This window comes from Janthinobacterium sp. PC23-8 (assembly GCF_002250505.1).
GTDB lineage: Bacteria > Pseudomonadota > Gammaproteobacteria > Burkholderiales > Burkholderiaceae_D > Janthinobacterium.
Genome location: NZ_NJGY01000002.1, coordinates 691,995 through 712,182, shown reverse-complemented (window position 1 = coordinate 712,182; position 20,188 = coordinate 691,995). Strand labels below are relative to the sequence as shown.

The following is a 20,188-nucleotide window of genomic DNA, read 5'->3' as shown; positions in this document are numbered from 1 at the left end:
GTGGAAACCAGCGCCTCGATCGAACAGATGACGGCGTCGATTTCGCAAAACACGGAGAACGCCAAGGTCACCGACGGCATGGCGACCCGGGCCGCGCAAGAGGCGGCCGAGGGCGGCGAGGCGGTCAAGGCGACGGTGGCGGCGATGAAGCAGATCGCGCGCAAGATCGGCATCATCGACGACATCGCCTATCAAACCAATTTGCTGGCACTGAATGCGGCCATCGAGGCGGCCCGGGCCGGCGAGCATGGCAAGGGTTTTGCGGTGGTGGCGGCGGAAGTGCGCAAGCTGGCCGAGCGCAGCCAGGTGGCGGCGCAGGAAATCGGCGAAGTGGCGACCAGCAGCGTGGAACTGGCGGAACGCGCCGGGCGCCTGCTCGACCAGATGGTGCCGAACATCCGCAAGACCTCGGACCTGGTGCAGGAAATCACGGCCGCCTCGGAAGAACAGTCTTCGGGCGTTGGGCAGATCAACGCGGCGGTCGGCCAGTTGAGCCAGACCACCCAGCAAAACGCCTCCAGTTCGGAAGAGCTGGCGGCCACCGCCGAAGAGATGAGCAGCCAGGCCGAACAACTGCAGCAAACCATGTCCTTCTTCAAGGTGGCGGCCTCCGGCGCCGGGTTCGCCCCGGTCGCGCGCAAGGCCGCGCGACCGGAGCCGGGCCGCAGGCAGGGCGTGCTGCGGGTCGGCGGCGAGTCCGCGTTCCTGACCGGCCAGGGCGCGGTGGACGAGGCGAATTTCACGCGCTTTTGATGTTGACGGGCAGGGCAAATCAATCGAGGAGGTTATATGTTCCAAAAAATAAAAATGGAAACCCGGCTGAACGCCGGTTTTGGCAGCGTGGTGGCGCTGGCGCTGATCCTTGGCATGCTTGCCTTCGCCAATATCTCTTCCATGAACAGCAAATGGCAAGAGTTTGAAACCGTCACGCTGGCCAAGAAGGATGCGGTGCTGGCCGGCGACAATGCACTCGGCACTGGCGTGCACCAGTTCAAGAACTACATCTTGCGCGGCGGCGAATACCGCAAAAAATTCCATGAACAGATGGACGCGATCGACAAGTCGGTCGAGACTTACCGCCTGGCCGGCGCCATGTCGGCGGAAGAGCAAACCTTGCTGAACCAGATCCTGAGCGCCACCAAGGGTTATAACGACAGCATGGCGCAATTGGTGGTGTTGAAGGAAAAAGGCATGTCGGTGCAGGAACTGGATGCGGCGATCAGCGGCGCCGACAAGGCGATCGCGGCGGCCTTCGATAAATTGCTGGCGCTGAACGCCGTCGAGACCCGCGCGGAATCGCGCCAGATGGCCCAGGTGCTGGAAACGTCGAAACAGTTGATACTTGGTTTTTCCGTCCTGATCGTGCTGCTCGGAATCGGCCTGGCTGTGTGGATCAGCCGCAGCCTGTCGAGCGTGATCCGCGACGTCAACAGCGTGGTCGATTCGCTCTCGAGCGCCTCGGAAGAAGTCAGTGCGACGGCGCAATCGCTGTCGCAGGCGGCTAGCGAACAGGCTGCGGGGGTGGAGGAAACCAGCGCCTCGATCGAACAGATGACGGCGTCGATTTCGCAAAACACGGAGAACGCCAGGGTCACCGACGGCATGGCGACGAAGGCCGCGCAAGAGGCGGCCGAGGGCGGCGAGGCGGTCAAGGCGACGGTGGCGGCGATGAAGCAGATCGCGCGCAAGATCGGCATCATCGACGACATCGCCTATCAAACCAATTTGCTGGCGCTGAACGCGGCCATCGAGGCGGCCCGGGCCGGCGAGCATGGCAAGGGTTTTGCGGTGGTGGCGGCGGAAGTGCGCAAGCTGGCCGAACGCAGCCAGGTGGCGGCCCAGGAAATCGGCGAAGTGGCGACCAGCAGCGTGGAACTGGCGGAACGCGCCGGGCGCCTGCTCGACCAGATGGTGCCGAACATCCGCAAGACCTCGGACCTGGTGCAGGAAATCACGGCGGCCTCGGAAGAACAGTCCTCGGGAGTTGGTCAGATCAACGCGGCGGTCGGCCAGTTGAGCCAGACCACCCAGCAAAACGCCTCCAGTTCGGAAGAGCTGGCGGCCACCGCCGAAGAGATGAGCAGCCAGGCCGAGATGCTGCAGCAGCTGATGTCGCTGTTCAAAAGTTCCGTCACGGCCGGCGCCCTGGTTCGCCAGCGGCAGGCGCCAGTGTCGCGGGGGGCGTCGCGCAAGGTTGCGGGCAAGCTGGTGTTCGCCGATGACGGCGCGCCGGAGGACAAGCATTTCACCAAATACTGATTGAGGAGCGATACCATGAATGCACTGGTCCAGAACACGACCCGGGCGTCGGCGAGCGCCGTGGCCGAATCCGCGCAATACCTGACCTTCATGCTGGGCGGCGAAGTGTTCGCCATCGGCATCCTGGCGATCAAGGAAATCATCGAATACGGTGGCTTGACGGAAGTGCCGATGATGCCCGACAGCATACGCGGTGTGATCAATCTGCGCGGCGCCGTGGTGCCGGTGATGGACTTGTCGGCCCGTTTCGGCAAACCGGCCACCGCGCTGACCAAGCGCACCTGCATCGTCATCGTTGAACTGGCGACGGGCGACGAGCGGCAGGTGATCGGCGTGGTGGTCGACGCGGTCAACGCCGTGCTCGACATCCCGGCCGCCGAGATCGAGCCGGCGCCCAGCTTCGGCACCCGCATCCGCGGCGATTTTATCCTCGGCATGGGCAAGGTCAATGGCAAATTCGTGATCTTGCTCAATGTGGATAAAGTGTTGACGATGGACGTGGTGGCCGCGCTGGCCGAGGCCGGCATACAGGAGGCGCCGCTGGCGCTCGGGTAAATCGGGGGACGCCCTGTCTTCGGTTAGGGCGATTGTTGAATTTTAGCTATAATCATGGCTTGATTCATCGCTTGAGCCAGTGGGCAGATGTTGAAAATTATGAGCGTATACAACATCACCGACCAGGAGTTCGAACAGTTCCAGCGGTTTATTTTCGAGGTCGCCGGCATCACCCTGTCGTCGGCAAAAAAAGCGCTGGTCAGCGGCCGCCTCGCCAAGCGGCTGCAGCAGCACCGGATGGACAGTTACGGCGCCTATTTCAAATTGTTGTCGAGCGGCGAGGTTCCCGGCGAGACGCAGATCGCGATCGATTTGCTGACCACCAACGAGACGTATTTTTTCCGGGAACCCAAGCATTTCGACATGTTGCGCGAACTGGCGCTGGCGGCGCGCAATGCGGTCAATCCGCGCCCGTTCCGGGTCTGGAGCGCGGCCAGTTCCTCGGGCGAGGAGGCTTACAGCATCGCGATGGTGCTGGACGATTGCCTCGGCTCGCTGCCATGGGACGTGGTGGCGTCCGACATCAGCATGCGCGTGCTGGAGCGGGCCAGGGCCGGCCACTACCCGGTCGAGCGCACCACCCACATTCCGCAAGCCTATCTGCGGCGCTTTTGCCTGAAGGGCATTGACATTCAGCAGGGCACCTTGCTGGTCGAGCGCGAATTGCGGGCGCGCGTGCAGTTTCGCCAGGTAAATTTGAACACGACGCTACCCGAACTGGGCAGTTTCGATGTGATTTTTCTGCGTAACGTGATGATTTATTTTAACGGCGACACCAAACGCCACGTGGTCGCGCGCGTGCTGTCGCTGCTCAAGCCCGGCGGGCATTTCCTGATCGGGCATTCGGAAAGCTTGAACGACATCAGCGATGCAGTCCGGGTGATTTCTCCGTCCATTTATCGCAAGCCCTGATGTTGTTGTCTTATGAACAAAGTGATTGAAATTTTCCTGCAGCCGGGCGAGTACTTCGTTGGCGACGCCAGCTACCGTATCCGCACCCTGCTCGGTTCCTGTGTCTCGATCACGCTGTGGCATCCGGCCCGCCGGATCGGCGCCATGTCGCATTTTTTATTGTCGCGGCGCGGCGCCTCTGCCGCACCCTCGGCGGCCGACGCCCGTTACGGCGAAGAGGCGATGGCGCTGATGCTGACCGAATTGCGGCGGGCCCAGGTCGACCCGCGCGAGTGCCAGGGGAAGATTTTCGGCGGTGGTAATATGTTTCCCCAGCTATATCGGGCCGACCGCTTGCAGGTCGGACAAAAAAATGGCGAAACGGCGCGCGAATTGCTGCACGCGCATCATATTCCCATCGTCTCGGAAAGCCTGTTCGGCGATGGCCACCGGCAAATCATTTTTGATGTGTACAGCGGCCACGTCTGGGCCAATCACGTGAAACCGCTGGACTCCGCCCAGGCGGCCTTGAAAGACCTCGCATGAAAAATATCAATGTCCTTATCGTCGACGATTCCGCTGTGGTGCGCCAGGTGCTCAGCGCCATGCTCGACGCCGTGCCGGGGGTCCAGGTGCTGCACGCGGTCGCCGACCCGCTGCTGGCGATCGAACGCATGAAAGTGCAATGGCCGGACGTGATCGTGCTCGACGTGGAAATGCCACGCATGGATGGCATCACCTTTTTGAAACGCATCATGCAGGAGCGGCCGACACCGGTGGTGATCTGTTCCACGCTCACCGAGAAGGGGGCGCAAACCACGATGGCGGCGCTGGCGGCCGGTGCCGTATCCATCATCACCAAGCCCAAGCTTGGGTTGAAACAGTTTTTGCAAGACAGCTCGGATGAATTGATTGCTGCGGTGCGCAGCGCCGCCCACGCCAATCCGAAGCGCCTCAGTGCCAGCACGCATGCGCCGCTGATGCCGGTCGCCAAATACACGGCCGACGTCATCTTGTCGTCGCCGTCGGAGAGTCGGGCCATGTTGCAGACCACCGAGAGGGTGGTGGCGATCGGCACTTCAACCGGCGGCACGCAGGCTTTGGAAGAAGTGCTGACGGCGTTGCCGCGAGTGACGCCGGGCATTATCATCGTCCAGCATATGCCTGAAAAATTTACCGCCGCCTTCGCCCAGCGGCTTGACGGCCTATGCCAGATCACGGTGATGGAAGCGCGTAACAACGACCGCGTGGTGCCAGGGCGGGCGCTGATCGCACCGGGTGGCAGGCATATGTTGCTGCGCCGCGACGGCGCCCAGTATTTTGTCGAAGTGGTCGACGGCCCGCTGGTGAACCGGCACAGGCCGTCGGTCGACGTATTGTTTCGTTCGGTGGCCAAGAGCGCAGGGGCGAACGCCCTCGGCATCATCATGACCGGCATGGGTGACGATGGCGCCGCCGGCTTGCTGGAAATGCGCAAGGCCGGCGCCCGCACGGTGGCGCAAGATGAAGACAGTTGCGTGGTCTACGGCATGCCGAAAGAGGCCGTGAAACGCGGCGCCGTGGAAAAAAGTGTGACGCTCAAAGCAATCGACAAGGAAATCTTGCAGCAGCTTACAGCGTTCGGCCGGTAAGAAGGGGGGAAGTGCGGGCCATGGATTATTCCACCCGCTCATCCGGTATCTCCAGCCCCTTTTTCTTGACATACTCGAGAAACAGCCGCGCCCCCTTGGCCATCCGCGACGTGCCGTACACCGCATGCATGCTGGGATCGAGTTCCTTCGACGAGGTCAGCCGGTAGGCCGGGCAAACACGCACCAGCTTGCCGCTGGCCACCGCCGGCTCTGCCAGCCAGCTGGCCAGTCGGGCGATGCCGGCGCCCTCCAGCGCGGCCTGGAAGGTGGCGATGCCGGAAGTGAAGCGAAAGCGCGGCTGGACCTGGTAGCGCACGTTGCGTTCGCTGGAAACAAAATGCCAGTCGCGCAGGATGCGGGGGGCGGAGTGCATGATGATGTCGTGGCCGGCCAGGTCTTCCGGTTCGTTTGGCACGCCCATGCGCTCCACGTAGTCGGGCGCGGCGTACATATGGCGGCGGTAGCTCCACAGGGCGTAGCCGATCAGTTCGCTGGACTGGGGAAAGGCACCGCGGATGGCGAAGTCGAGTTTTTCCTGGATGGGGTCGATCGATTTGTCCGAGAAGTGGATATCGACCGACACGTTCGGGTAGTCGCGCGAGAACTGCGCCACCAGCTTGGGCAGGAATCCCAGCGACAATATCTCGGGTGCCGAGATGCGCACCCAGCCTTGCGGGGAGTTGCTCAGTTCGGCCAATTGATCTTCGGCTTCGGCCTGGGTTTCCAGCAGGTGCCTGGCCGAGGCGTAATAGGTTTCGCCGGCCGTCGTCAACGTGAACTGCTTTTGCGTGCGCAGGATCAGTTCCGCGCCGATGGCTTCTTCGAGGAACTGGATGGCGCGCGTGACGGCCGACGGCGAGCGGCCCAGCATGCGCGCCGCGTGCACGAAACTGCGTTTTTCCACCACCGTGCAAAAGGCGCGGATTTCCCACATCAGCCTGATCGACATTCCACGTTCCCTGCAACATAAAACGACAGTAGAGCGCGGCGGCACCCATTTCGTCAAGCGTTACGCCTGATTGCGTTTTGCGCAATATGAAGTTGCATCCGGAAAAACAGGGGCAACCTATACTCGCCCTGTTGCCATTCTCTCCCTTGCCGCCATGCTGACCATCACACTGCTGTGTTTATTTGCCTTTTTTGCCGGTCTGATCGATGCCGCCGTCGGTGGGGGCGGGCTGATACAACTGCCGGCGCTGTTCAACCTGATGCCCAATATGGCGTCAACCTCCTTGCTGGGTACCAATAAGCTGGCGTCGGCCTGCGGCACCACGTTTGCGGCGCGCTCGTTTATCGGCAAGGTGCATGTGCCCTGGCTGCTGGTGCTGCCGGCAGTGGCCGCCGCTTTCATCATGTCGTTTATCGGCGCGGCCGCCGTGTCCTATGTGCCGCAGCAGGTGGTGCGGCCGATGGTGCTGGTCCTGATCATCATCATGGCGATCTATACGTTCATCAAGAAGGACTTCGGCAGCCTGCGCGAAGTGCGCACCGTGGGGCCGCGCGAGCGCGTGCTGGCGGTGGTGATCGGCGGCGCCATCGGTTTTTATGACGGCCTGTTCGGGCCGGGCACGGGCAGCTTCCTGATTTTCCTGTTTATCCGCGTGTTCGGCTTCGATTTCATTCTTGCTTCGGCTTGCTCGAAACTGGTCAATATCGCCACCAACGTCGCCGCGCTGGCCTTTTTCATTCCCGCCGGCCATGTGGTGTATGCGGTGGCGGCGCCCATGGCGGTATGCAATATCCTCGGCGCGCTGACGGGCACCTGGATCGCCGTGCGCCGCGGCGCCGCTTTTGTGCGGGTGCTGTTCCTGGTGCTGCTGGTGATGCTGATCGTCAAGTTGTCCTACGATATATTTTTCAAATAAGCTTCTTCAAGTAAATAAGATCATGAAAACCATCCGCGGCGTGCTGTGGGATAACGACGGCGTGCTGGTCAACACCGAGCAGCTGTTTTACGAAAGCAACCGCGATCTGCTGCTGCCGTACGGAATCGATCTGACGCCGAAGCAGTTTTTCGACTGGTTCCTTGACCATCACTATGGCGCCTGGCACCTGCTGCTGGGGCAGGGCCACGACATCGGCCTGGTCGACCGGCTGCGGCTGGAGCGCAAGCGCCTGTTCGGCGAACGCTTGCGCCAGGCGCAACAGCTGGCCATGCCGGGCATGGCCGGCTTGCTCGCCATGCTGCACCCGCACGTCGGCATGGGCGTGGTCACCAGCGCCTACCGCGAACATTTCGAGCTCAGCCACGCGCACAGCCGCTTGCGCCAGCGCTTCGATTTTGTGCTGACGCGCGAATCCTGCGGCGCCAGCAAACCGGCGCCCGATGGCTATCTGCTCGGTTTGCAGCGGCTGGGGCTGGCCGCCGGGGAGTGCGTGGCGGTGGAGGACGCGCCGCGCGGCTTGCGTTCGGCCAATGCAGCCGGGCTCGAATGCATTATTTTACGCAACCACATGAACCGCCACTACGCGTTTGACGGCGCCTTTTGCGTGGTCGAGTCGGTCGCGGAACTGGCCGAAGTGCTGGCCTCGTTCGTGCCCGGCGTGGCCAAGGCTGCCCCGCAGTTAGAGTGCATGCTCTGATGCTGTTTGCCGGGCTGCCAGTACAATCATTCATCGCCCAGCCAGCCAGAAACTCGCCATGACACTGCCGCAGCTCCACTTTGCCCACGCCAACAGTTACCCTGCCGGCACCTATCGCAAGCTGTTTTCCCTCCTGCAACAGCACTACCAGGTACAGGCGCTGGACATGCATGGCCACGATCCGCGCTACCCGGTCACGGCCGGCTGGCCCGCGCTGGTGCGCGAACTGGTCGATGACCTGGAACGGCGCTACAGCGCGCCCGTGATCCTGGTCGGCCATTCGCTGGGGGGCATGCTTGCCGTGATGGCGGCCAAGGCCCGGCCCGACCTGGTGCGCTGCGTGGTCCTGCTCGACTCGCCCGTGGTGGCCGGCTGGCGCGCCATGCTGGTGCGCCTGGCCAGGAACACGTCGCTTGGCGAGCGTTTTTCGCCGGCGCGCTTTTCCGCCCGGCGCCGCGCAGTGTGGCCGGACGCACAGGCGGCGCACGACCACTTTGCCGCCAAGCAGATGTTTTCCATCTGGGCGCCGCAAGTGCTGCGCGACTATATCGACAGTGGCATGGCGCCGCATCCGGACGGCGTGCAGCTGCGCTTTACGCGCGAGGTGGAAACCGAGGTCTACCGGGGTTTGCCGCACCATGTGGGCGCGCTGGTAAAAAATGGCGTGCCGGTGCCGGTGGGCTTTATCGGCGGCAGCGAGTCAAGGGAATGTCGTCAGGCGGGGCTGGCGGCGACCAGAAAACTGGTGGGCAGGTTTTTCCGGCAAGTGCCGGGCGGCCACCTGTTTCCGATGGAAGCGCCCGAGCTGACGGCGCGGGCGGTGCATGAGATGATCACGGCCCTGCTGGCGCGGCAGGCTTAGGCAATCAATTTCGGCGGCAAGGGGCCAAAGCAGGCGCGATTTCGCGTAAAATCCTGCCATTCGGGCCGCAGCTGCACGGCTTGCGCGCCCCAGCCATTTCGATATTCTAGAAAGATGCCCCAGCGATGACGATTAAAAGCGATAAATGGATACGCCGCATGGCGGAGCAAACGGGCATGATCGAGCCGTTCGAACCCCAGCAGGTGCGCGCCGTCGATGGCCGCAAGGTCATTTCCTACGGTACCTCGTCGTATGGCTATGACATCCGCTGCGCCGACGAATTCAAGATTTTTACCAATATCAACAGCACCATCGTCGATCCGAAAAACTTCGATTCGAATTCGTTTGTCGATGTCAAAAGCGATGTCTGCATCATTCCGCCGAACTCGTTCGCGCTGGCCCGCACCATCGAGTACTTCCGCATTCCGCGCAGCGTGCTGACGATTTGCCTGGGCAAGTCGACCTACGCGCGCTGCGGCATTATCGTCAACGTCACCCCGTTCGAACCGGAATGGGAAGGCTATGTAACCCTGGAGTTTTCCAACACGACCCCGCTGCCAGCCAAGATCTACGCCGGCGAAGGCTGCGCGCAAGTGCTGTTCTTTGAAAGCGACGAAGTGTGCGAAACCTCGTACAAGGACCGCGACGGCAAGTACCAGGGGCAAAGCGGCGTCACGCTGCCCAAGGCTTGAGTCTTATTTGAGCCGCATCAGCCAGGCCGCCAGTTCCGGCGACGCCTGGTAGAGCGGCATATGCCCGCGCAGCAATATTTGCGCGCTGCGCCGGTAGGCGGCGCTATCGATGGCGAGCTGTCCGTCTTGCTGGCGCGCCACGATGGTGGTGTCCAGCACGCCAGCCGGGTTCTCGATGCCGACCGCATGATCGGCATACTGCGTTCCCACCGTTGCCAGGCCTTGCGCGAGCTCATGCGCCACCGTGCCCGGAATCAGGCAAGCGGCCGCCAGGCAGCAGCCACCCGATACCGCCAGCGAAGCATGGCCCGCCTGTGGCGTAAAATAACGCACCGCAATATTGCCGCCTGCTGCAGCCGGGCCGACAATGCAGAACTTCGGTATCGTCTCGCTGCGCTCGAGCTCTGCCAGCGTCATCAAACCACCATCGCGGTTCTTCAGCCCCATCGATAATCCCGCCTGGCTCCACAGGCGGCGTATCGCTTGCATGAAGTCGGCATCGAGTTCCAGTTCGCGGATCGATTCCTGGGCCGTCTTGCCGAACTCGCTGGCCAGCGCGATCACCATCGGCACGGCCACATCGACGCACGAGACGGTATAGCCGAGCACGCTATCGCGCGCCGCACCGGTCGGCAACAGCTTGCCGGTCTTGTTGCCCACCGGCTGGTGCAGGAACAGGTCGACGGCGGGAAACTGGCCTTGCACGCCGGGAATGGCCGCATCGGCAAAGCTGCCGTCCGCCCGCCGCGTCATGCGCGAGGTGGTGACCACGCCCGTATTGGTATTGCGGATAGCGACTTCATGCATGCCGATGGCCGGCGCTTCGATCACGCCCGTGTCCAGGCCCCACAGTTGCAGGCTGGACGACATATTGCCGCAGTTCACGCTCCAGTCGATCTCGCCATGGTCGCTGGCCAGTTGCGCCAGCGTGCTGACCAGGCGCGGCCGGCCCTCATGCTGCTCGACGTCCACCAGGAAGACCTTGTTGCTGGTCGGCGTGCCGCGACCGAGGCCCGTGACCTGCCGGTTGCCGCTCTGGCGCCCGAGTTGCGGCACGCCCATCAGGTGGCGCAGCAATTCGTCGCGCAACAGCGGATCTTCCGGCACGCTGCGCGCGTGCAGCACCAGCCCGGTCGAGGTGCCGCCGCGCAGATGGTGTACGGGATACTCGATCACGCCGAAGCGCGGACGGGGCAGGAAATCGGGCAGGGCGGGTAGCATGGGCGTCATGGTTGGCGGTCTTTACGCGGTAAATACGCCAGTGTGCCAGTTTTCAGCAGCGCGCGTGGGCAATTGCACAGGCGTCCTTTACCTGTCTATACCTGTGTGCCTGTTTATCTATAGCAAACTTTGCGATAATGATGGTATCGACACAGACGAAAGACAATCATCATGGTATCGCCAATCGGTCCGGGCAGTGCGGTGAGCGTGGCTGCCAGCAGCGGCGGCTCCAGTAGCGGCGGCTCCAGTAGCGTCAAGCAGATCGCCGAGCTGCAAGAGCAGATCACGTACGCGCAACAGCAACTGAAGGAGTCGCAGAAGGGCGAGCAGACGGAAGCGTCGAAAAAGATGCAGAAGCAGCTGGCGCAGCAGATACAGTTGCTGCAGGCGCTGATCGCGCAACTGCAGGCGGCGGCCGCCCTGCAGGCTCAGCAAAAGCAGGACAGCAAGGCCGCCAGCAGCGCGGCCACAAGCAGCAGCGCGGACACGAGCAGCAGCCCAGCGCGCTCGGCCACTTCGACCCTGGGCAGCGTTATCGACACCCAGGCGTAACGGTTGCCTCTCAGGCCGGCTGTCTGCTAGGTAGGCTGATTTCCACGCACAGGCCGCCACTGCTGCGGTTGCGCGCGACGATGGCGCCGCCGTGGCCCTTGAGCACATGCTGGGCAATCGCCAGGCCCAGGCCGTGCCCATCGGTCGATTTTTGCGTAGTGCTGGCGCGGAAGAACGGCTCGAAAATGGTGAGCAGATCGGCTTCGGCCACGCCGGGGCCATGGTCGAGCACGGTCACATGGACTTGCCGGCCTGCGTCATGGCGCGACAGCACCACGCTGACCACACCTGCATCCGGGCTATGCTTGATGGCGTTGCGCACCACGTTTTCCACCGCACGCCCCAGCAGTTCGGGTTGGCCATTGACGGTGGCGCTGGCGATATCGGCGTCGGCGCTGACGGTAATGCCGATCTGGCGGCCATCGGCCTGGGCTTCGAAGCGGGCGTCCTCGACGATATCGTGCAGCAAATCGGCGATGCAGAAGTCTTCGTTGAGCGGGTTGACGGCGCCCGCTTCCAGGCGCGACAGCGTCAGCAGTTCGCCGACCAGCTTGTCCATGCGCACGCTTTCACGTTCGATGCGCTCCATCGAGGCGGCCAGCTTGTCGGGTTGCTGGTGGGCCAGGCCGATGGCGGCCTGCAGGCGCGCCAGCGGCGAGCGCAGTTCGTGCGAGACATCGTGCAGCAGCCGCGTCTGGCTATCCATCAGGCAGCGCAAGCGGCCCGTCATGCGGTCGAAATCGCGGCCCAGGTCGGTCAGTTCATCGCCGCGCCTGGCGGCCGCCTGGAAACGCGGCGCCAGGTCGCCGCCAGACGCCGCCTCGAAGGCGGCGCGCAAGTCGCGGATGGGGCGCGAAAAATACCAGGCCAGCAAAAACGCAAACAGCAGGCTGGCCACGGTGGCAGCGATAATCGGAATAAAGGTGCGGTAGGGGCTGTCCAGGCGCGGCGGTTTGTTCATGCCGGTTTGCTGGCCAGGCCCATCCATGCGAGGCGCTGGCGGCATGCGCTCGCCCGCCATGCTCATGGCGTTCAGGGTGGCGCGCGCGGCGGTGGTCTCGGCACTGCGGAAATGCTCGGAATAGGGCAGGAACAGCAGATAGCGCACGCCATCGCCGCCGGTGACTTCGCGCACGACCGGGCGCGGCTGGTCCTGGGCCAGCAGCGCGCGCGCCTTGGCCAGGACGGCCGGCTGCACCGGGCGGCCCATCAGCTCGCGGCCCTGCTTGTCGACGGCCATCACGCGCATGCGCTCGAGCTTGCCGATAAACTGGCGCAGCGCCTTGCTGCCGCCCGCTTCCAGCGTGGCGGTGGCCGCTTCGATGGCCATTTGCGCAGGAGGGCTGGTATCGATTTCCTGCGCCCGCGCCTGCTGTGCGGCGCGGCTTTTCAGCCAGAACGTGCCGCCGATACCGATGGTGGCGGTGACCTGCGCCAGTAATATGCAAAGGAAAAACTTCCAGAACAGACGGCCCACGCTTATTCCTTGATCAGTTGGTAGCCGAGCCGGTAGACGGTCTGCAGGCAGGAGCGGCCATCGTCCAGGCTGCCGAGTTTGCGGCGCAGGCTGCTCAGGTGCACGTCGATATTGCGGTCGAAGCGGGCCATCGGCCGGCCCAGTCCCAGTTCGGACAATTGATTCTTGCTCACGGGTTTGCCGGCATTGTGCACCAGCACTTCCAGCAAATTGAATTCCGTGCTCGTCAATTCCAGCTGCACCCCGTCCCAGGCGGTGCGCCGCTGTTCCGGCCACATCGTCAGCTTGCCCACGATCAGGGGCGCGCTGGCCGAGGCGTCATGCGGCAAGGCCTGCGAGCGGCGCAGGATGGCGCGGATGCGGGCCGTCAGCTCGCGCGGCGTGCACGGTTTGGTGACGTAATCGTCGGCGCCCAGTTCCAGGCCGACGATGCGGTCGGTATCGTCGCCGCGCGCGGTCAGCATCAGGATCGGCAAACGGCTGCCGGCGCGGATGCGGCGCAGGGTTTCCAGGCCATTCATGCGCGGCATCATCACGTCGAGGATGGCGATGGCGTATTGGCCCGTCAGCGCTTCGGCGGCGCCCCGTTCGCCGTCGTGCACGGCTTTCGCTTCAAAACCTTCCTGCTCCAGGTATTCCTGGAACATGCCGACCAGTTCGATGTCGTCGTCGATTAACAATACCTTGCTCATGCGTGTACGTTCTTCCTGATGTGCGCCGATAGGGCCCATCATGATAGCAGTAGCGGCCACGGCTGCGCCGTCGTTTTACCCGCTTTTACATCGCTGCCCAGGCACAGTTGCTCACACTGCTTTACAGGTTTTTACCTGGCGCTGACCTCGCTTTACACGCCGTCGCCGCACAATGGAAGCTGATTGAAACATCGGACAATCAGTCTGGTTTTTTTTGAGGAGGAACGCCATGAGCCGCAAGTCAGTCTGCAGTGTCAATACCAGCATCGGTGATCGCTTGCTGCGGTTCGCCTGCCTGTGCGCGAGCCTCAGCCCTGCGCTGGCCGGCATGCCGCAACTGATGGAGTACGCCTGGACTTATATGATATCGGTCTCGCGCGCCACTTCGAAGTGAGGTGGCGCGAGGTGGCGCCCGGCAGTGGCAAGGACTAGACGCCCATGAAGCCCAGGTCGCGCTGGGTAAAATTGCCCAGGTTGGGAAACACCTCGCCGAGCTGGCTGTCGGGCACGCCGAACCATTTGGCCAGGGTGGCGCCGTACTGGTCGACGGAAATCGTCGGCAGCAGCGAGCCGGAACCGACATCGAGTTCGTGGCCGAGGCCGGCGCTGGGAAAGGCGCCGTAGATATCGCGGCCGCGCACGGCGCCGCCGACCACGAAGTGGTGCGCGCCCCAGCCATGGTCGGTGCCGTCGCCATTGCTGGTATAGGTGCGGCCAAAGTCCGACGCCGTGAAGGTCGTTACCTGGCGGCGCAGGTCGGCCCCTTGCAGGGTCGCCAGGGTGGCGTCGAAATAGGCCAGCGCATGCGCCAGGCGGGCCATCAGGTCGGCCTGCTGGATTTTTTGCAGGTCATGCGTATCGAAGCCGCCCAGGGTGACGAAAAACACTTGCCGCTTCGCCCCCAGTGCGCCGCGCCCGCCGATGATGCGCGCCACCGTTTGCAATTGCACCGCCAGCGGGTTGGCCGCCGCCAGGCCCGTGTTCGGATTGATGTAGTTGCCGGGGTTGGGCACGCCGGCCGCGCCGGCGGCCAGCATGGCGCCGCTGAGGATGGCCTGGCTGGAGATGGCGCGCTGCACCACCGCTTTTTGCTCCTGCTCGATCAGGTCGCCGCCAGCGTCGGCCAGGATGGCTTGCAAGGCGGTCGAACCGGCCGCCGTGCCGAACAGGTTGCCGCTGGCGCCGCGGATGGCCACTGCGCCCGCCTGGCCCACCTGGAACTGGCGCACCTGCCGGCCACTGAGAAACACCGTATTGCCGGCCGCCGAAATGGCGGTAAACATGGCGTTGGTATTGCCGGCCGCCGCCAGGTCGCCCAGGCGTCCGCCCCAGCCCACGCTGGCGCCTTCGGGCTGGCCCGACTGCCACGTCGATTGCTGGTCGTTGTGCGAAAACAGCTTGGCCGGCAGCGCCACGCTGCGCGCCTTGTACTGGGCCAGGGTGGTCGGCTGGACCAGGGTGCCGACATTGGCCACCACGGCCGCGCGGCCGCCATCGAACAGCTCTTTCAAGGGGCCAAGGCCGGGATGCAGGGCAAAGCTGCGGCCCGCCTGGGCAGTGGCGGGCACGATGGGCAGCACCCCGCCAGTGTCGTTGATGCCGGGCAGGTGGATCGAATCGTTGCCGCCGGTGTTGCGCACGCGCAGGTATTCATTCCATGAGCCGGTGTCGGTCGGCAGCACCATATTGAAGGCGTCGTTGCCGCCGTTGAGGAACAGGCAGACCATGGCCTTGTAGTCGCCGCTCGATTGCGCGGCGGCATTGCCCATGGCGGCCAGGTTCATCGCGAACGGCGCGGTGCTGCCGCCCGCCAGGGTCAGCATGGAGCCGAGGAAGCGGCGGCGGGAAAAGTGGGGAGCGTTGATGGTCATGACATGGTCCTTTTACTTTTGCACCAGGTAGTCGGTCGACGCCATGGCCAGGAAAATGGCCAGCTTGACGCGGTTCGCCTGCGCGTTGGCGATCTGCGTGGCGTTGCTGGCGGTGGCCGTGGGCAGCGCAATGCTGTTGACGGCGGCGACGATCTGGCCGCGCAGGCGCGGCGCCATGGCGCCATGCAGCAGCAACAGGTCGACCCGGTCAACCAGCGCGCCCGCGTCGCCGGCCAGCGCCAGCTCCTGCGTGTAGTCGGGTTTGACTTCACGGCCTTCGGCCACGCCCGAATTGATCGCATCTTGCATGAAATTGAGGTAGCCCGTCACCGAAGGTTCGGAGCTGATCTGCAGTTCAGGCGCCACCAGGCCGGCACCGGCGATGGCGGAATTGGGCGGCACATACGACGGCCGGAAGAAATTGAACACCGACGGCGAATTCAAGGGGCTTTGCGCGAGGCCGCTCAAGGGATCGTCCAGGTAATAGATGCGGTAGCGGCCGGTGGCGGCCTTGGCATCGAAGGCGCGCATCCAGCCGGCCAGGCGCAGCATGGGTTCGCGCAGCTTGCCGGTGCGCAGGCTGCTGCCGGCCAGGGCCACCGCTTCGCTGTCGAGCAGCACGGCGCGCACGATGGCCTGCATGTCGCCGCGCACGGCCTTGCCGTTATTGGCAAACACGGCCGCCACCCGGCCCACATAGGCGGCGCTGGGGTTGCTGGTGACCAGGCGCTGTATCAGCTGGCGGCTGAAGAAGGGCGCCGCGTTCGGATGGTTGAACAGGGTGTCGAGCGCCAGCTTGATGTCGGCTTCGCCGCTGGTGGCGCCGGAAATGGTCTGGCCCAGGAAGCGTTTTTCGCTGGTTGAATGGAAGGCCGGATACATCTGCATCGGTTTCCAGTCGCGGTCGGGATCGGCGACGCTGCCGTTGAAGCGGTTGTTGGCCTGATCCGGGCCGGCCCAGCTCAGGCCCGTGAAGACCTTGGCCAGGCCGCTCACGTCCTCGCGCGCATAGGTGTCGAGCGGCTTGCCGCCGGACAGTTTCACGCTGCCGTCGGCGTTGAGCTGGTAAAGGCCGATGGAAAACAGCTGCATCACTTCGCGCGCGAAGTTTTCGTCGGGTGTGCGCGTGCCGGATTCCTTCTGGTTGCGCAGGTGCGACAGATACAGTCCCATCATCGGGTGCATGGCCACGCCGTCGAGCAGGTTGCGGAAGTTGCCGAAAGCATGCTGGCCCAGCATGTCGACATAGCTGGCCGCGCCGCGCACTTGCGCCCTGACCGATTCATTCTGCAGCGAGATGACGAAAATTTCCGACAGCGCAAACGCCACGCGCTGGCGCAGCTGGTCTTCGCCGCGTACCGCCTGCAGCCAGAACGACTCGTAAAAACCGGTGTAGTTGACCTTGGCGCCGCCGGCCGCCTGGGCCGCCAGCAACTGGTCGATATAAGCGCGGTGCAAGGTCTGCGGTTTGGCGAACTGCTCCTTGAACCAGGCGTCGCTGTCGCTGGCGGCCAGCGCGTCGATGGCTGCCATGTTCGGCCCGAAGGTGGCGCGGCCGAGGAAACGCGAGGCTTCCTTGCGGGTAAATTGACGCGCCGCCACCGGTGCCGGCGCCGGGGCTGTTGGCGTGACCGCACCGGAATCGGCCGGCGTGGTGGGCGTGGTCGGCGTCGGCGTGGCCGGCGGCGGAACCGTCACGACCGGTTGCTGCGCCGATGGGGTCTGGCTGTCGCCGCCACCACCGCCACCGCAGGCGGCCAGCAGGCTCAGTAAAGTCGACGTCAGCAGGCGGCGCAGTGTGGGAGAGCTCATTTAAGTTCCGTTGGGCAAGTGATTCAGGGCCTTGCCATTGTAGGGCCTGGTGTTCCAGTCCGATGTATCAAATCGATGTTTTCGTCTTGATCACGGTTTGAGTTGACGACGAATGGCGTCGTTTTAAAGGAGATAGGGCAAGAGTTGCGAACACTTTCCATTTTGCAAATAAGAAATATTTTAATTTCCTCATGGCAAGTGTCGCATATTCGAGACGTAATATGTCTCCAAATAAAGGTTGTCGGAAAAGCCCATGACGAAGCGAAACCAGCTTCGCCGGAAACCATGGTATTTGCGCCATGAACGAAGCTTGTTTCGCCGGTTTTCCACTTTTTCACTGCATTTTTTCTGGCACGGTGCTTGCAAGAACAGGGCGACAGGGCGCTTTGCCCCTGACTTCCTGTCGCTGGAGCACCCCATGAGCAGCCGTTTGCTTGCCTACCGCCCCGAGATGGAAATGCCGATGCCGGCCGGGGCGCTACCCTTGCAGCACGAGGACGAACTGGCGCTGGCGGCGCAGTTGCTGGAAGTGCGGCGGCCCGAACAGTTCGACGCGTTCCTGTCGCAGCTGATGGGGACCACGCGAGCCGGGCGGCAACTGCGCGGCACGCCGCTGGCGCGGCCGCTGCGCCAGCGGCTGGCACTGCTGCTCGCGCCGCTGCTGCCGCTGCATGGCGCGGCGCAGGAGCACAAGCGGCGCATGGCGCGCATCTTCGGCCTGGAGCTCGAAGGGCTGAGCCCGGAAGACAAGGAGTTCGAACTGGCGCGGCGCATGGTGCAGCTGATCTGCGCCGTCAACACGGCACTGGCGCGCCAGCGCGCGCCAGCGGGGGGGACGCCGCAGCGCAACGTGGCGTCCACCCTGCTGCAGGTGGCGCGCACCCTGGCGCCGGGGCTGCTGAAACACGCAGCGCAGGCGTCCAGGCCATCGGCGCTATCTCATCCATCGCTTATCACTGCTTTACCACTGTCACACTCACGGGAGCGCATCATGCATGACATCGATCGTACGACCATGGAATACAACCAGGAAGCGACTGGCTTCGAAGCCGAGCAGTTCGAATTCGGCCAGGGCGAATGGAGCGGCGAGAGCGGGCCTGGCAACGGCCTGTTTTCGGAGGCCGAGGAGATGGAACTGGCCAATGAACTGCTGTCGGTCAGTAACGAGGCCGAGCTGGAACAGTTTCTCGGCAGTTTTCTGCGCAAGGCCGCCTCGGTGGCCGGCAGCGTCATCAAGTCGCCCATCGGCCAGGCCGTGGGCGGCGTGCTCAAGGGCGTGGCGAAAAAGGCCATCCCGCTGGCCGGCGGCGCCATCGGCGGCTATTTCGGCGGCCCGCTGGGGGCCCAGATCGGCAGCGGCCTGGCCTCGGCGGCCGGCAATGCGCTGGGCCTGGAGGCGGAAAGCGGTGCTGGCGAAGACCGCGAATTCGAAGGGGCGAAACAATTCGTGCGCCTGGCGGCCGATACCGTCAACCGCGCCATCCAGGCACGCGGCGGCGATCCGCGTTTGGTCGCCCAGCAGGCGGCCAGTGCGGCGGCGCGCCAGTTTGCGCCGGGTCTGCTGGCGCGCCAGGGCGGCCAGCTGGCCATGCAGAACGGCGGCGCCAGCCGGCAGGGGCCAGGGCAGGGCCAGGGCGGCATGCGCGCGGCCAGTGGCCGCTGGGCGCGCCAGGGCCAGAAAATCGTCCTGTACGGCGTCTGAGATCATGGCCATCGGCGCTGATGCCGCCTGGATGCTGGGCCAGGAAGCGCGCTCGCTGCTGGCGCGCCTGGGACGGCTGGAACCGTTCGCGCTGATCGAGCCGACGGTGCTGGCCGCCGCCCTGATGCCCAGCGCCCAGTCGGCCATCGAAAGCCAGCTGGTGCAGGGCCGGCGCGAACTGCGGCGCATGGTGGCGCAGTTCCAGGGGTGGCTGCGGCGCGAACACGCCGACCGCGCCAGCACGGCCACGGCCGCCGAGGCGCAGCGCCGCTTCACCTTCCTGCGCCTGAAGTTCAACGCGGCGCTGACCCAGTTCGACTTGTTCAACGAAGTGATCACGCAAAGGAGCGAACACAAGACGGGCGTGTGGCTGTCCGGCCTCGATATCGTCGCCGCCGACGCGCTGGCGCTGCCGGTGGCTGGCCGCCACTACCAGCCGCCACCCCTGATCTGCTACCTGGACCGGGGGCCGGGGGCGGCGATTCGCCGCGCGCGCACGCGCCTGCCCGGCGGCGGTGAAAATCCGGTAGCCATCATCCGCCTGCCGCGCGAACGCATGATCGGCAGCGGCATCGCCTCGTCGCTGGTGCATGAAGTGGGTCACCAGGGCGCGGCCCTGCTGGATCTGGTGGCGTCCCTGCGCCCGGTGCTGCAGGCGATGCAGCACGGCGGCAGCGGCGCGGTCCACGTGTGGCAGTTGTGGGAGCGCTGGATTTCCGAGATCGTCGCCGACTTCTGGTCGCTGGCGCGGGTCGGCGTGGCGGCCACGCTGGGCCTGATCGGCGTGGTCAGCCTGCCGCGCGTGTTCGTGTTTCGCCTGAACGTCGACGATCCGCACCCGGTGCCCTGGCTGCGCGTGCGCCTGAGCTGCGCCATGGGCCGCGCCCTGTATCCGCACCCGCAATGGACGCGCATCGAGCGGCTGTGGCTGTCGTACTATCCGCCCGCAGGCTTGCCGCCGTCCCAGCAGCGGCTGCTGCATCAGTTGCAGGCCAGCATGGCGGCGCTGGTCGGCCTGCTGGTGCAGCACCGGCCTCCCGCCTTGCAAGGGCGCTCGCTGGTCGAGGTGATGGCCGTGCACCAGCGCCAGCCGGCCCTGCTGGCCAGCCTGTTTCGCCACTGGAGTGCGGCACCGCGGCGCATGTACCAGGCCGCGCCGACCCTGGTGTTTGCGGTGCTGGGCCAGGCGCGCGCCAGCGGTGTCTTGAATCCGGAAGACGAAAGCGAGTTGCTGGGGCGATTGCTGACCCACTGGGCCCTGCGCGCCACGCTGGACACCTCGGTGCTGTGCGCAGATGTATTAAGCCATGACCTTGTGCGCCATGGCCTGGCCCGCGCCACGGCGCCGCAGTTGGCGTCACGATTGATTATCCATTGAGGAGAATGAC

20 protein-coding genes are annotated in these 20,188 nt (G+C 64.2%); 14 read left to right on the top strand and 6 right to left on the bottom strand.

What is annotated here, in order from left to right:
* The 6 genes from CD932_RS28940 to CD932_RS18290 form a co-directional block, all read left to right on the top strand.
* Window positions 1-753, top strand: a 753-nt coding sequence (locus tag CD932_RS28940; RefSeq protein WP_254926658.1) for a methyl-accepting chemotaxis protein, incomplete at its 5' end; no start/stop codon positions are given.
* 36 nt (window positions 754-789) lie between these two features.
* Window positions 790-2,259, top strand: coding sequence for a methyl-accepting chemotaxis protein (locus CD932_RS18310; protein ID WP_094444202.1), 1,470 nt, complete (start codon window positions 790-792; stop codon window positions 2,257-2,259).
* A gap of 15 nt (window positions 2,260-2,274) precedes the next feature.
* Complete coding sequence (locus CD932_RS18305) at window positions 2,275-2,814, top strand: chemotaxis protein CheW (protein ID WP_094444201.1); 540 nt, start codon at window positions 2,275-2,277, stop codon at window positions 2,812-2,814.
* 99 nt (window positions 2,815-2,913) lie between these two features.
* Window positions 2,914-3,726, top strand: a complete 813-nt coding sequence (locus tag CD932_RS18300) for a protein-glutamate O-methyltransferase CheR (RefSeq protein WP_094444200.1) — start codon at window positions 2,914-2,916, stop codon at window positions 3,724-3,726.
* 12 nt (window positions 3,727-3,738) lie between these two features.
* On the top strand, window positions 3,739-4,251 hold the full coding sequence (locus tag CD932_RS18295; protein ID WP_176461042.1) for a chemotaxis protein CheD: 513 nt from the start codon (window positions 3,739-3,741) through the stop codon (window positions 4,249-4,251).
* Window positions 4,248-5,336 carry a chemotaxis response regulator protein-glutamate methylesterase gene (locus tag CD932_RS18290; RefSeq protein WP_094444199.1) on the top strand — a complete coding sequence of 363 codons (1,089 nt, stop codon included), beginning with the start codon at window positions 4,248-4,250 and terminating at the stop codon, window positions 5,334-5,336. Before CD932_RS18295 ends, CD932_RS18290 begins: the two co-directional genes overlap by 4 nt.
* Before the next feature lie 25 nt (window positions 5,337-5,361).
* On the opposite strand, the gene CD932_RS18285 is transcribed toward CD932_RS18290, so the two are convergent.
* Window positions 5,362-6,285 (bottom strand): LysR family transcriptional regulator, encoded by a 924-nt coding sequence (locus CD932_RS18285; RefSeq protein ID WP_094444198.1) that lies wholly within the window; start codon window positions 6,283-6,285, stop codon window positions 5,362-5,364.
* Window positions 6,286-6,439: 154 nt separating this feature from the next.
* Between CD932_RS18285 and CD932_RS18280 the strand changes: the two genes are divergently transcribed.
* The 4 genes from CD932_RS18280 to dcd all read left to right on the top strand — a co-directional run bounded on the left by CD932_RS18280 (window position 6,440) and on the right by dcd (window position 9,473).
* Window positions 6,440-7,201 (top strand): TSUP family transporter, encoded by a 762-nt coding sequence (locus tag CD932_RS18280; protein WP_094444197.1) that lies wholly within the window; start codon window positions 6,440-6,442, stop codon window positions 7,199-7,201.
* A gap of 22 nt (window positions 7,202-7,223) precedes the next feature.
* Window positions 7,224-7,919 (top strand): HAD family phosphatase, encoded by a 696-nt coding sequence (locus tag CD932_RS18275; RefSeq protein WP_094444196.1) that lies wholly within the window; start codon window positions 7,224-7,226, stop codon window positions 7,917-7,919.
* A 58-nt stretch (window positions 7,920-7,977) separates the two neighbouring features.
* Window positions 7,978-8,781: an alpha/beta fold hydrolase gene (locus CD932_RS18270; RefSeq protein WP_094444195.1), complete on the top strand. Its 804-nt coding sequence runs from the start codon at window positions 7,978-7,980 to the stop codon at window positions 8,779-8,781.
* 125 nt (window positions 8,782-8,906) lie between these two features.
* Entirely contained in the window at window positions 8,907-9,473 is a 567-nt protein-coding gene (gene dcd, locus CD932_RS18265) for a dCTP deaminase (protein ID WP_094444194.1), read from the top strand.
* A gap of 3 nt (window positions 9,474-9,476) precedes the next feature.
* Here the strand turns inward: dcd and CD932_RS18260 are convergent, their stop codons facing one another.
* Complete coding sequence (locus CD932_RS18260) at window positions 9,477-10,703, bottom strand: PrpF domain-containing protein (RefSeq protein ID WP_254926657.1); 1,227 nt, start codon at window positions 10,701-10,703, stop codon at window positions 9,477-9,479.
* 162 nt (window positions 10,704-10,865) lie between these two features.
* Here CD932_RS18260 and CD932_RS18255 point away from each other — a divergent pair, with 162 nt between their 5' ends.
* On the top strand, window positions 10,866-11,246 hold the full coding sequence (locus tag CD932_RS18255) for a FlxA-like family protein (protein ID WP_094444193.1): 381 nt from the start codon (window positions 10,866-10,868) through the stop codon (window positions 11,244-11,246).
* A 10-nt stretch (window positions 11,247-11,256) separates the two neighbouring features.
* Here the strand turns inward: CD932_RS18255 and CD932_RS18250 are convergent, their stop codons facing one another.
* Together CD932_RS18250 and CD932_RS18245 are read right to left on the bottom strand one after the other, a co-directional pair.
* Window positions 11,257-12,723, bottom strand: coding sequence for an ATP-binding protein (locus CD932_RS18250; protein WP_094444192.1), 1,467 nt, complete (start codon window positions 12,721-12,723; stop codon window positions 11,257-11,259).
* Window positions 12,724-12,725: 2 nt separating this feature from the next.
* Window positions 12,726-13,415, bottom strand: a complete 690-nt coding sequence (locus tag CD932_RS18245) for a response regulator transcription factor (RefSeq protein WP_094444191.1) — start codon at window positions 13,413-13,415, stop codon at window positions 12,726-12,728.
* Between the two features lie 229 nt (window positions 13,416-13,644).
* Between CD932_RS18245 and CD932_RS28935 the strand changes: the two genes are divergently transcribed.
* A complete protein-coding gene (locus CD932_RS28935; protein ID WP_176461041.1) occupies window positions 13,645-13,809 on the top strand; it encodes a hypothetical protein in 165 nt (54 codons plus the stop codon).
* 34 nt (window positions 13,810-13,843) lie between these two features.
* Here the strand turns inward: CD932_RS28935 and CD932_RS18240 are convergent, their stop codons facing one another.
* Window positions 13,844-15,286: a DUF1501 domain-containing protein gene (locus tag CD932_RS18240; RefSeq protein ID WP_094444190.1), complete on the bottom strand. Its 1,443-nt coding sequence runs from the start codon at window positions 15,284-15,286 to the stop codon at window positions 13,844-13,846.
* A gap of 12 nt (window positions 15,287-15,298) precedes the next feature.
* Window positions 15,299-17,098 carry a DUF1800 family protein gene (locus CD932_RS18235; RefSeq protein WP_094444189.1) on the bottom strand — a complete coding sequence of 600 codons (1,800 nt, stop codon included), beginning with the start codon at window positions 17,096-17,098 and terminating at the stop codon, window positions 15,299-15,301.
* Between the two features lie 418 nt (window positions 17,099-17,516).
* Between CD932_RS18235 and CD932_RS29170 the strand changes: the two genes are divergently transcribed.
* Together CD932_RS29170 and CD932_RS18225 are read left to right on the top strand one after the other, a co-directional pair.
* A complete protein-coding gene (locus CD932_RS29170) occupies window positions 17,517-18,800 on the top strand; it encodes a hypothetical protein (RefSeq protein WP_217907311.1) in 1,284 nt (427 codons plus the stop codon).
* A 4-nt stretch (window positions 18,801-18,804) separates the two neighbouring features.
* Complete coding sequence (locus tag CD932_RS18225) at window positions 18,805-20,178, top strand: hypothetical protein (RefSeq protein WP_217907310.1); 1,374 nt, start codon at window positions 18,805-18,807, stop codon at window positions 20,176-20,178.
* Window positions 20,179-20,188 lie beyond the last annotated feature (10 nt).

Bases quoted from the DNA above. Each gene is read 5' to 3' on its own strand.
- CD932_RS18310 (WP_094444202.1), top strand. From the start codon at position 790: ATGTTCCAAAAAATAAAAATGGAAACCCGGCTGAACGCCGGTTTTGGC.
- CD932_RS18305 (WP_094444201.1), top strand. From the start codon at position 2,275: ATGAATGCACTGGTCCAGAACACGACCCGGGCGTCGGCGAGCGCCGTG.
- CD932_RS18300 (WP_094444200.1), top strand. From the start codon at position 2,914: ATGAGCGTATACAACATCACCGACCAGGAGTTCGAACAGTTCCAGCGG.
- CD932_RS18295 (WP_176461042.1), top strand. From the start codon at position 3,739: ATGAACAAAGTGATTGAAATTTTCCTGCAGCCGGGCGAGTACTTCGTT.
- CD932_RS18290 (WP_094444199.1), top strand. From the start codon at position 4,248: ATGAAAAATATCAATGTCCTTATCGTCGACGATTCCGCTGTGGTGCGC.
- CD932_RS18285 (WP_094444198.1), bottom strand. From the start codon at position 6,285: ATGTCGATCAGGCTGATGTGGGAAATCCGCGCCTTTTGCACGGTGGTG.
- CD932_RS18280 (WP_094444197.1), top strand. From the start codon at position 6,440: ATGCTGACCATCACACTGCTGTGTTTATTTGCCTTTTTTGCCGGTCTG.
- CD932_RS18275 (WP_094444196.1), top strand. From the start codon at position 7,224: ATGAAAACCATCCGCGGCGTGCTGTGGGATAACGACGGCGTGCTGGTC.
- CD932_RS18270 (WP_094444195.1), top strand. From the start codon at position 7,978: ATGACACTGCCGCAGCTCCACTTTGCCCACGCCAACAGTTACCCTGCC.
- dcd (WP_094444194.1), top strand. From the start codon at position 8,907: ATGACGATTAAAAGCGATAAATGGATACGCCGCATGGCGGAGCAAACG.
- CD932_RS18260 (WP_254926657.1), bottom strand. From the start codon at position 10,703: ATGACGCCCATGCTACCCGCCCTGCCCGATTTCCTGCCCCGTCCGCGC.
- CD932_RS18255 (WP_094444193.1), top strand. From the start codon at position 10,866: ATGGTATCGCCAATCGGTCCGGGCAGTGCGGTGAGCGTGGCTGCCAGC.
- CD932_RS18245 (WP_094444191.1), bottom strand. From the start codon at position 13,415: ATGAGCAAGGTATTGTTAATCGACGACGACATCGAACTGGTCGGCATG.
- CD932_RS28935 (WP_176461041.1), top strand. From the start codon at position 13,645: ATGAGCCGCAAGTCAGTCTGCAGTGTCAATACCAGCATCGGTGATCGC.
- CD932_RS18240 (WP_094444190.1), bottom strand. From the start codon at position 15,286: ATGACCATCAACGCTCCCCACTTTTCCCGCCGCCGCTTCCTCGGCTCC.
- CD932_RS18235 (WP_094444189.1), bottom strand. From the start codon at position 17,098: ATGAGCTCTCCCACACTGCGCCGCCTGCTGACGTCGACTTTACTGAGC.
- CD932_RS29170 (WP_217907311.1), top strand. From the start codon at position 17,517: ATGAGCAGCCGTTTGCTTGCCTACCGCCCCGAGATGGAAATGCCGATG.
- CD932_RS18225 (WP_217907310.1), top strand. From the start codon at position 18,805: ATGGCCATCGGCGCTGATGCCGCCTGGATGCTGGGCCAGGAAGCGCGC.